Origin of the sequence: uncultured Campylobacter sp., from assembly GCF_938031315.1 — a bacterium.
Classification (GTDB): Bacteria; Campylobacterota; Campylobacteria; order Campylobacterales; family Campylobacteraceae; genus Campylobacter_B.
On record NZ_CALHHT010000199.1, the window covers coordinates 1 to 2,184 of the forward strand.

At 54.0% G+C, this 2,184-nt stretch carries 2 protein-coding genes; both read left to right on the forward strand.

The window, feature by feature from the left end; all coding sequences use genetic code 11:
• The first annotated feature begins 471 nt into the window (after positions 1–471).
• A complete protein-coding gene (locus Q0236_RS05130) occupies positions 472–1,794 on the forward strand; it encodes an MATE family efflux transporter (protein WP_297915747.1) in 1,323 nt (440 codons plus the stop codon).
• Positions 1,770–2,184: YgjP-like metallopeptidase domain-containing protein (locus tag Q0236_RS05135; protein ID WP_297915749.1), on the forward strand; the 415-nt coding region annotated here is incomplete at its 3' end. The genes Q0236_RS05130 and Q0236_RS05135, both read left to right, overlap by 25 nt.

The following is a 2,184-nucleotide window of genomic DNA, read 5'->3' on the forward strand; positions in this document are numbered from 1 at the left end:
GCACGGCGCTCGTGAATGCCTTTAATAAACGCTTTGCGCACACCACCACCTTTGTTGTAACCCCTTTACACAAAGCTGAGGGCGCCGGGGAATTCCTACAAAAGTGCGGCTTTAAGGACGCGTCGGAGCACTTTACGATCCACATGAGGAAGCGAAATTCGATCTAGCGGAAAGCGAAATTTACTCCAACCGGCATAAATTTAATAAAATTCCACGCGACTTTTAAATTTTAAATCGCGCGGAATTCTGCGCCGCTTCCTCGCTCCTTTACTGCAAATCGCCGCACGAGATATATCGCTGTAATGCTCTCGCTCGCTCCTCCGCACTAAATCACCGCATATTCGCGCACGGCGCCGTAAATTCTAATTTTACGCATACCGCGCGGTGCGCTAAAACAACTCCGCTCGCCCCCTGCGCAAAAGCAAACCTAAAAGAATTTTCGGCTACAATTTCCCCCAATAAAGGCAAAATATGAAAGAAATCTCGCTACTAAGGCTCTCGCTCGCAATCTACGTCGATATGTTTTTGCGCCTCGTGACCACGTTTATCAACACCTACATGATCTCGCGCGTGGACGTCTCGCTAGTAGGCGCGCTGGGGGCGGGCAACGAGATATTTTTGCTCTTCATCACCGTTTTCGGTTTCCTCGCCGTGGGCTGCTCGGTACTCGTAGCGCAGGCGCTGGGGGCGAAAAACAAAGTCCTAGCCATGCGCGCGATCCACACAAGCATCGCATTCAACGCGCTCGTAGGGCTTTGTAGCGGCGTTTTCGTCTTTAGCTGCGCGCCGTTTTTACTCCACGCGCTGCAAGTGCCCGCCGAGCTTTTAAGCGAAAGCGCGATCTATCTTAAGGTCATCAGCATCGTCTTTGCGATAGACGCCGTCGCGATCGTGCTTAGCGCCATCGTGCGCGTTTACGGATACGCAAATTTCATCATCGCAGTCTCTGTAGCGATGAATTTAGTAACGCTCGCGGGCAACTACGTCGTGCTCTTTAGGCCGTTCGGACTGCCGTACTACGGGCTTGAGGGCATCGGCGTGAGCACGATCGCAGGGCGCATGATCGGCGTATGTTTATTCTTCCTCATCATCACGAAGGTGCTAAAGATAAAATTTTACCTCACGATGTTTTTAAAGATCAAGCTCGCCACGCTGCGCAAAATTTTATCCGTAGGGCTTCCTAGCGCTGGCGAAAACATGCTGTGGATCGTGCAGTATCTCGTCGCATTCGCCTTCGTCGCGAGCATGGGCGAGGCGAGCCTTACCGTGCAGACGATCTATTTTCAAATTTCATCATTCATCTTCTTCGGCGGAAGCGCGATCAGTATGGCAAACGAAGTCATCGTAGGCCGCCTCGTAGGTGCCGCCAAGCCGCAGGAGGCGTATCGGCACACATTTACCGCACTGCGCTTCGGGCTCGGGGCGACGGCGCTTTTCGTCGCGATCGTGTTTTTAGCGCGCGAGCAGATCATGGAGATGTTGAGCCTAAGCGAGGCGCACAAGCAGGTCATGCGGCCGCTTTTTTACCTCACGCTGGGGCTTGAGTTCGGACGGACGCTTAATATCGTGTTCGTAAACGCCCTGCGCGCAAGCGGCGACGCGAGGTTTCCCTTTGCGATGGGCGTGATCTTTATGTGGGGCGTCTCGATCCCCGTGGGCTGGCTTTTGGGTATCCATCTGGGGTATGGAATTTTAGGCGTTTGGATCGGGTTCTTCTGCGACGAGTGGCTGCGCGGCAGCGCGAATACGGCGCGATGGATAAGTAAAAAATGGCAGAGCAAAAAGTTAGTCTAAATTTGCTAGGCTTGCCGATCAGCCTGCGCTTTAAGCGGATGAAATACGCGCGCATCCGCATCAATAAAGAGTGCGAGATCAGCGTGAGCGTGCCGCGCTCCTACACCGCGGCGCAGGCGAAAGACTTTATCCTAAAGCACGAAAGCTGGATCCGCCAAACGCTAGAGCGGCTGCGAAGCAAGCTACTAGCGAGCGATCAGGTTAGAATTTTAGGCAAAATTTACAAGCTGAAATTTAGCCGCGAGGCTGAGCTCGACGCAAACTGCGGCGCAAATGAAGTTTTATGTAATGACAGCGCGCGGAGCCGCGCAGATGACGATGCGAGCGACGGCGCAGGCGGCGCAGGCATAGGCGGTAGCGGCGGCGATGGCGGCGATGTGGGCGGCAGCG